Below are 8210 nucleotides of genomic sequence, written 5' to 3' on the forward strand. Positions count from 1 at the left end.
GCACCTCCGCCGTCGACGCCTCGATGCTCACCGGCGAGTCCGTCCCGGTCGAGGTCGGCGTCGGCGACGCCGTCACCGGGGCCACCGTCAACGCGGGCGGCCGGCTCGTCGTCGAGGCCACCAGGGTCGGCGCCGACACCCGCCTCTCCCGCATGGCCGCGCTCGTCGAGGAGGCCCAGAACGGCAAGGCCGCAGCGCAGCGCCTCGCCGACCGGATCTCCGCCGTCTTCGTCCCGGTCGTCGTGCTGATCGCGCTCGCCGCCCTGGTCGGCCGGATCCTCGCCACCGACAGCCCGACCGCGGCGTTCACCTCCGCCGTCGCCGTGCTGATCATCGCCTGCCCGTGCGCCCTGGGCCTCGCCACCCCGACCGCCCTCATGGTCGGCACCGGCCGCGGCGCCCAGCTCGGCATCCTCATCAAGGGCCCGGAAGTCCTGGAGACGACCCGCAAGGTCGACACCATCGTCCTGGACAAGACCGGCACCATCACCACCGGCCGGATGACCCTGCTCGCCGTCCACACCGCCGACGGCGTCACCGAGGCGGAAGCGCTGCGCCTCGCCGGCGCGGTGGAGCACGCCTCCGAGCACCCGATCGCCGCCGCCATCGCCGCCGCCGCGGCCGAGCGGACCGGCGGACTGCCGCCGGTCGAGGGCTTCGCGAACGTCCCGGGCCTGGGCGTGCGCGGCGTCGTCGACGGCCACGCCGTGGTCGCCGGCCGGGAGGAACTCCTCGCGGAGCACGGCCTGCCCCTCCCCGGACGCCTGGCAGCGGCCAAGCGGAGCGCCGAGGCGGCCGGCCGTACCGCGATCGCGGTCGGCTGGGACGGCGGGGCCAGGGCCGTCCTGGAGGTCGCCGACGCGGTCCGGCCGACCAGCGCCCGGGCCGTCGCCGACCTGCGCGCCCTCGGCCTGCGCCCGGTCCTGCTGACCGGCGACCACCGGGCCGTGGCCGAGGCCGTGGCCGCCGAGGTCGGCATCACCCCCGAGGACGTGATCGCCGGCGTCCTGCCCGAGGAGAAGGTCGCCGTCGTCGAACGCCTCCAGGCCGAGGGCCGCTCGGTCGCCATGGTCGGCGACGGCGTCAACGACGCCGCCGCCCTCGCCAAGGCCGACCTCGGCCTCGCCATGGGCACCGGTACCGACGCCGCCATCGAGGCGAGCGACCTGACCCTCGTCCGCGCCGACCTGCGCTCCGCCGCCGACGCCATCCGGCTCTCCCGCCGGACCCTGGGCACCATCCGGGGCAACCTCTGCTGGGCCTTCGGCTACAACGTCGCCGCGATCCCGCTGGCCGCCGCCGGACTGCTCAACCCGATGATCGCCGGGGCGACGATGGCCTTCTCCTCGGTCTTCGTCGTCACCAACAGCCTCCGGCTGCGCCGCTTCGAGGCCGCCGCCTGACGGCCCTCCCGCAACGAGCGCGGGCCCGGACCGGTCGAACCGGTCCGGACCCGACGCCGACGCCGAAGCCGCCGACTCAACGGCCGAGCAGCTCGCCACCGTTGCAGTGCAGGATCTCGCCGGTGATGAACCCGGCCTCGGGCGAGGCGAGGAAGTACACCGCCCCCGCGACCTCCCCCGTCTCCCCGATCCGGCCGAGCAGCGTGCGCGCCGCACGGCGGGCCACCTCGGCCTCGTCCAGCCGCGGCCCGAAGAACTCGGTGCCCGCCACCGTGCCCGGGGCGACGATGTTCGCGGTGATGCCCGAGGTGCCCAACTGGGCGGCCAGGAAGTGGTTCCAGGCGTGCAGCGAGGCCTTCGCCGCGCCGTAGGAACCGGCCCCGCGCAGGGCGGCGATCGAGCTGATCGTGACGACCCGGCCGGAGCCCGGGGTGAGCCGGTCGCGGATCGACTCGGTGAGCAGCACCACGGTCAGCACGTTGCGCTCGAAGTCGCCGCGCCAGCGCGCCAGCAGCGCGTGCGGGCCGCCGCCGATCACGGTCTCGCGGCTGCCCGCGTTGTTCACCAGCACGTCGACGCGCTCGGGCAGTTCGGCGAGCGCGGCCTCGACGGCGTCCGGGTCGGCGAGGTCGCAGACCAGCGGGGTGACGTTCGGCCCGAGCTCGGCCGCGGACTTCTCCAGCACCGCCCGGCGGCGGCCGACGATCACGACCCGTTCGCCCGCCTCGGCGAACCGCCGCGCCACTTCGAACCCGATTCCCGTGCCACCGCCGGTGACGACGACGTTCCTGGCCATCTGCGCACTCCCTCCCCAGTTCCGCCGCCACGCTGCGAGGGTGCGGGACGGTCCGTACCGGAATGCCACGATTCCTATCACGCTCGGTTGCCGTGACTGCGGGGAGGGTGACGTCGTCCGCGCCGGAACGTGTGGTATGGACCCGGCACCACGCGCACACGGAGCGTGGCGAGAGGCAGCTCACACCCCTCCGGCGTAACTTCTCGCACCCTGATACGTCTTAGGTTGGTAGTGCGGCAGTTTTCCGAGGGACGGAGACGCGACGAACGGCAACGCGTCCCCGTGCCTCCGCTGCCGCCGACGGGGCTCCGGCGGGCCCCGGGTCGGCCGTCGATCCGACGGCCTTCGCGCACGGCGCCGGGGTTGTGGCGGGCCAGGGACGCTTTGAGCGGCCGTCCCTGGCTGCGGCCGGCCCCGGAGTCGTGCGCCGTACGATCCCGTCCCCGCGGGGGCGAACCGCACGACTCCACCACGCGGGGACGCACGAGGGCCCGGCCGCACACGTGCGGCCGGGCCCTTCGGGGTCCCGCGTCAGCGCTCGCCGAGGGCGACGTAGTCGCGGATGGCGGTGCCGGTGTAGATCTGGCGCGGACGGCCGATGCGGCTCGTCGGATCGTTGATCATCTCGTGCCAGTGGGCGATCCAGCCGGGCAGCCGGCCGAGGGCGAACAGCACGGTGAACATGCTGGTCGGGAAGCCCATGGCGCGGTAGATCAGGCCCGTGTAGAAGTCCACGTTCGGGTAGAGCTTGCGCGAGACGAAGAAGTCGTCCTTGAGCGCGTGCTCCTCCAGCTTGAGCGCGATCTCCAGCAGCTGGTCCTGCTTGCCCAGCTGGCCGAGGACCTCGTGCGCCAGCAGCTTGACCTGCGCGGCGCGCGGGTCGAAGGCCTTGTAGACGCGGTGGCCGAAGCCCATCAGCTTGACGCCGGCCTCGCGGTTCTTGACCTTCGTGATGAAGGCGTCGACGTCGCCGCCGTCCTTCTGGATGCTCTCCAGCATCTCCAGCACGGCCTGGTTGGCGCCGCCGTGCAGCGGGCCCCAGAGCGCCGAGATGCCGGCCGAGATCGAGGCGAACAGGTTGGCGTGGCTGGAGCCGACCAGGCGCACGGTGGAGGTGGAGCAGTTCTGCTCGTGGTCCGCGTGCAGGATGAGCAGCTTGTCCAGCGCGTTCACGATGACCGGGTTGAGCTCGTAGTCCTCGGCCGGGACCGCGAAGGTCATCCGGAGGAAGTTCTCGACGTAGCTCAGGTCGTTGCGCGGGTAGACGAAGGGCTGGCCCATCGACTTCTTGTAGGCGTAGGCCGCGATGGTGGGCAGCTTGGCCAGCAGGCGCACGGTCGACAGGTGGCGCTGGCCCGCGTCGAACGGGTTGTGGCTCTCCGGGTAGAACGTGGAGAGCGCACCGACCACCGAGGACAGCATGGCCATCGGGTGGGCGTCGCGCGGGAAGCCCTGGAAGAACCGCTTGACGTCCTCGTGCAGGAGCGTGTGCTGGGTGATCTCGCGGTTGAACGCGGCGAGCTGGTCCGCGTTCGGCAGCTCACCGTTGATCAGGAGGTACGCGGTCTCGACGAAGCCGCCCTGCGCCGCGAGCTGCTCGATCGGGTAGCCGCGGTACCGCAGGATGCCGTTGTCGCCGTCCACGAAGGTGATCGCGGACTTGTAGGCGGCGGTGTTGCCGAAGCCGTTGTCCAGGGTGACCAGGCCGGTCTGCGGGAGCAGCTTCGAGATGTCGAAGCCGGCGTTGCCCGCAGTGCTCTCGACGACGGGGTACTCGTACTCGCCGTCCTGGTACCGCAGTACTACCGAGTTGTCGCTCACGTCTTCCTCACCGACGAAATGAATCCTCTTCCAAGGTGCCCTGACTGTCTCCACGATCCCCCATCCGGAGGACAGTCGCGCACCCGGGGTGGCCCGAAAGGGCCCTCCCCTACAAAACCTGCCGCCGCAGCCGGTACGAACCGGACAAGATCGGCGCCATCCTAGGCTCTGCCGTAAATCTCTTCACGTCAAGAGAACATTAGAGGCAACCATCCTGTTGGATAATCATCCAGTGGCAAGTCGATGATCGAGCGCGGCATGCCTGCGACCTGCGCTGACGGCCCTGACGGCCTGCGCGATCGCCTTCCGTGACCCCACCAGCACCACGAGTTTCCGTGCCCTGGTCACAGCGGTGTACAAGAGGTTCCGCTGGAGCATCGTCCAGGCGGACATGGTGACCGGAATCACCACCACCGGATACTCGCTGCCCTGCGAACGGTGGATCGTCACCGCGTACGCATGGGCCAGCTCGTCCAGCTCGTCGAAGTCGTAGGGCACCTCCTCGTCCTCGTCGGTGACCACCGTCAACCGCTGGTCGTCCACGCTGAGGGCGGTCACCACTCCCACTGTGCCGTTGAAGACGCCGTTGCGCCCCTTGTCGTAGTTGTTCCGCACCTGCGTGACCTTGTCCCCCACCCGGAACGTCCGCCCGCCGAACCGCCGCTCCGCCAGCCCCTCCCGGGCCGGCGTCACCGCCGCCTGCAACAGCGTGTTCAGGTTCCCCGCACCCGCCGGCCCCCGGTGCATCGGCGCCAGCACCTGGACGTCCCGCCGCGGGTCGTACCCGAACCGCTGCGGGATCCGCCGCGCCACCACGTCCACCGTCAGACCCGCCGCCCGCTCCGCGTCGTCCTCCGGGAACAGGAAGAAGTCCGGCAGACCGTCCGTCAGCGGCGGCTTTCCCTCGTTGATCCGGTGCGCGTTCGTCACCACGCCCGACTGCTGCGCCTGCCGGAAGATCCGGGTCAGCCGCACCGACGGCACCGGGCCGCCCTCCGCGAGCAGGTCCCGCAGCACCTCGCCCGCGCCCACCGACGGCAACTGGTCCACGTCCCCCACGAACAGCAGGTGCGCCCCCGGCGGCACCGCCTTGACCAGCTTGTTCGCCAGGATCAGGTCCAGCATCGAGGCCTCGTCGACCACCACCAGGTCCGCCTCCAGCGGGCGGTCCCGGTCGTACGCCGCGTCCCCACCCGGCTTCAGCTCCAGCAGCCGGTGCACCGTCGACGCCTCCGCGCCGGTGAGCTCCGCGAGCCGCTTCGCCGCCCGGCCGGTCGGCGCCGCCAGCACCACCTTCGCCCGCTTCGCCAGCGCCAGCGTCACGATCGACTTCACCGTGAACGACTTGCCGCAGCCCGGACCGCCCGTCAGCACCGCGACCTTCTCCGTCAGCGCCAGCCGCACGGCCTGCTCCTGCTCCGGCGCCAGCTCCGCCCCCGTCCGCTTCGCCAGCCACTCCAGCGCCACCCGCCAGTCCACCCCCGCGAACCACGGCATCCGGTCCTCGTCCGAACGCAGCAGCCTCAGCACCTGGTTGGCCAGCGAGATCTCCGCCCGGTGGAACGGCACCAGGTACACCGCGGTGATCGGCTCACCGGCCTCCCCCGGCACCGACTCCCGCACCACCCCCTCCAGCGCCACCAGCTCCGCCAGGCAGTCGATCACCAGCCCCACGTCCACCTGGAGCAGCTTCACGCCGTCCGCGATCAGCCGCTCCTCCGGCAGGTAGCAGTGCCCCTGGTCGGTGCTCTGCGACAGCGCGTACTGCAACCCCGCCTTCACCCGCTCCGGGCTGTCGTGCGGGATGCCGACCGCCTGCGCGATCCGGTCCGCCGTCAGGAAGCCGATGCCCCAGACGTCCGAGGCCAGCCGGTACGGCTCGTTCTTCACCACCCCGATCGAGCCGTCCCCGTACTGCTTGTAGATGCGCACGGCCAGCGAGGTCGACACCCCCACGCCCTGCAGGAAGACCATCACCTCCTTGATGGCCTTCTGCTCCTCCCAGGCCGCCGCGATCTTCTTCGTCCGCTTCGGCCCCAGCCCCGGCACCTCGATCAGCCGGCCCGGCTCGTTCTCGATCACCTCCAGGGTGTCCACCCCGAACCGCTCCACGATCCGCTCCGCGAACCGCGGACCGATCCCCTTGATCAGCCCCGACCCCAGGTACCGCTGGATCCCCTGGATCGTCGCCGGGAGCACCGTCGTGTAGTTCTCCACCGTGAACTGCCGCCCGTACTGCGGGTGCGAGCCCCACCGCCCGTGCAGCCGCAACGATTCCCCGACCTGCGCCCCCAGTAGCGCCCCCACCACCGTCAGCAGGTCGTTCGCACCCCGGCCGGTGTCCACCCGGGCGACCGTGTACCCGGTCTCCTCGTTGGCGTACGTGATCCGCTCCAGCACCCCCTCCACCTGGGCGAGCTGGCGCTGCGCGGGTTCCTGTCCCGCCTGCGACTGCCTGGCCACCGGGACCCCCTTCGACCGGTACGGGCGGACCTTTCCGCTACGCACCGTACCGCCCCGGTCGGACACGTCCGGACCGCTCGTGCCGGGCACCCGACCGCCCCGGTCACGGCCCGTCACGGCCGCGCCCGCCTGCCGTGCGGCCCACCAGTGCAGGTGCCAGGGTGGGAGGGGCAGGGGGCCACCGACCGCGCCCGTGCCCGCACGGGCCCCGTCCGAGGAGCAGTGCCGCCATGCTCACCACCGACTACCGGCCCGGCGCCCCGATCTGGCTCGACCTCGGCAGCCCCGACACCAGGGCCGCCGCGGACTTCTACACCGCCCTGTTCGGATGGTCCGCCGACTCCGCCGGACCCGAGGCCGGCGGCTACGGCTTCTTCCGGCGCGACGGCCGGACGGTCGCCGCCTTCGGCCCGCTCGTCGAGGAGAACTCCCCGCCGACGTGGACGGTGTACTTCGCGACCCCCGACGCCGACCGCACCACCGAACTCGTCCAACAGGCGGGCGGACGCGTCCGGTTCGCGCCCTTCGACGTCTTCACCGCGGGCCGGATGGCCGGCTACACCGACCCGACCGGCGCCGACTTCGCCGTCTGGCAGCCGCACGACACCCGGGGCCTCGACCTGGTCACCGAGGAGGGCAGCCTCTGCTGGACGGAGTGCTACAGCGTCGACGCCGAACGTGCGAAGTCCTTCTACCGCGCGGTCTTCGACTGGCAGGAGCAGGACGTCCCGTTCGGCGAAGCGCTCTACACCGTCCTCACCCCGGAAGGCGGCGGCACCGACGACGCCCACGGCGGCATCATGCAGCTCGGCCCCGAGCACACCGCCCGCGGCACCACGTCCCACTGGCTCCCCTACTTCGAGGTGCCCAACGTCGACGCCGGCCTCGCCATCGCGACCACCCTCGGCGCGACGGTCCGGCTGCCCGCCATGGACGTCCACGGCGTCGGCCGGCTCGCACAGCTGCAGGACCCGCACGGAGCCGTGTTCGCCATCATCACCAGCACCGGGCCGGACGAGTGACGCGGAATCACCCCGAGAAGGGCCGTGGAGGGGTGCTACGGGCGTAGATCGGGGGTGGGCGGGAGGATGGAGGCGCCTATTCTCTGATCATGACCGAGACGACCGTTCTGACGATCCGCCGGGTGACGGAGGCCGACCTCCCGGCGATCGTGGCGATGCTCGCCGACGACCCGCTGGGCGCCACGCGCGAGAGCCCCGACGACCTCACCCCGTACCGCACCGCCCTCGCCCGCATCGCCGACGACCCGAACCAGCACCTGGTCGTCGCCGAACGCGCCGGCCGAGCAGTCGGCACGCTGCAGCTGACGCTCATCCCGGGCCTCTCCCGGAAGGGCTCCACCCGCACGATCATCGAGGGCGTCCGCATCCACGCGGACGAGCGCGGCAGTGGACTGGGCACCGAACTGATCGAGTGGGCGATCCTGCGCTCCCGCGAACTCGGCGCCCACCTCGTCCAGCTCACCTCGGACGCCACCCGCACCGACGCCCACCGGTTCTACGAGCGGCTCGGGTTCGTCCGGTCCCACTACGGCTTCAAGTACCAGCTCTGAAATCGGAAAACGGCCCGGAAACGCAAAAGGACCCACTCCCGGATCGGGAGTGGGTCCTTTCGGAATGATTGTTCGGCGGCGTCCTACTCTCCCACAGGGTCCCCCCTGCAGTACCATCGGCGCTGTGAGGCTTAGCTTCCGGGTTCGGAATGTA

General features: G+C 71.6%; 6 protein-coding genes and 1 rRNA gene. 3 read left to right on the forward strand and 4 right to left on the reverse strand.

All coding sequences use genetic code 11. The features are described from left to right. Positions 1-1403 (forward strand): heavy metal translocating P-type ATPase (locus PUR71_RS33055; protein ID WP_329930898.1); only part of this gene is annotated, 1403 nt, incomplete at its 5' end. Between the two features lie 76 nt (positions 1404-1479). Here PUR71_RS33055 and PUR71_RS33060 read toward each other — a convergent pair. From PUR71_RS33060 to recD2, 3 genes are all read right to left on the reverse strand, one after another. Further along, positions 1480-2199, reverse strand: a complete 720-nt coding sequence (locus PUR71_RS33060; RefSeq protein ID WP_329930899.1) for an SDR family NAD(P)-dependent oxidoreductase — start codon at positions 2197-2199, stop codon at positions 1480-1482. 531 nt (positions 2200-2730) lie between these two features. Beyond that, complete coding sequence (locus tag PUR71_RS33065) at positions 2731-4020, reverse strand: citrate synthase (RefSeq protein WP_329930900.1); 1290 nt, start codon at positions 4018-4020, stop codon at positions 2731-2733. 225 nt (positions 4021-4245) lie between these two features. Next, the gene (recD2, locus tag PUR71_RS33070; RefSeq protein WP_329930901.1) at positions 4246-6483 is read right to left on the reverse strand and encodes an SF1B family DNA helicase RecD2; all 2238 of its coding nucleotides are present in this window, start codon (positions 6481-6483) and stop codon (positions 4246-4248) included. Between the two features lie 230 nt (positions 6484-6713). Between recD2 and PUR71_RS33075 the strand changes: the two genes are divergently transcribed. Beyond that, positions 6714-7505, forward strand: a complete 792-nt coding sequence (locus PUR71_RS33075) for a VOC family protein (protein ID WP_329930902.1) — start codon at positions 6714-6716, stop codon at positions 7503-7505. Positions 7506-7594: 89 nt separating this feature from the next. After that, positions 7595-8056 (forward strand): GNAT family N-acetyltransferase, encoded by a 462-nt coding sequence (locus PUR71_RS33080; protein WP_329930903.1) that lies wholly within the window; start codon positions 7595-7597, stop codon positions 8054-8056. A 70-nt stretch (positions 8057-8126) separates the two neighbouring features. Here the strand turns inward: PUR71_RS33080 and rrf are convergent. Beyond that, a 5S ribosomal RNA gene (gene rrf / locus PUR71_RS33085) occupies positions 8127-8210 on the reverse strand; the annotation flags it as partial.

This window comes from Streptomyces sp. SP17BM10 (genome assembly GCF_036322405.1).
In the GTDB taxonomy this organism is placed as follows: Bacteria; Actinomycetota; Actinomycetes; order Streptomycetales; family Streptomycetaceae; genus Kitasatospora.

Excerpts from the sequence above, each read along its gene's own strand:
- PUR71_RS33060 (WP_329930899.1), bottom strand. The coding sequence starts at position 2,199 with ATGGCCAGGAACGTCGTCGTCACCGGCGGTGGCACGGGAATCGGGTTC.
- PUR71_RS33075 (WP_329930902.1), top strand. The coding sequence starts at position 6,714 with ATGCTCACCACCGACTACCGGCCCGGCGCCCCGATCTGGCTCGACCTC.
- PUR71_RS33080 (WP_329930903.1), top strand. The coding sequence starts at position 7,595 with ATGACCGAGACGACCGTTCTGACGATCCGCCGGGTGACGGAGGCCGAC.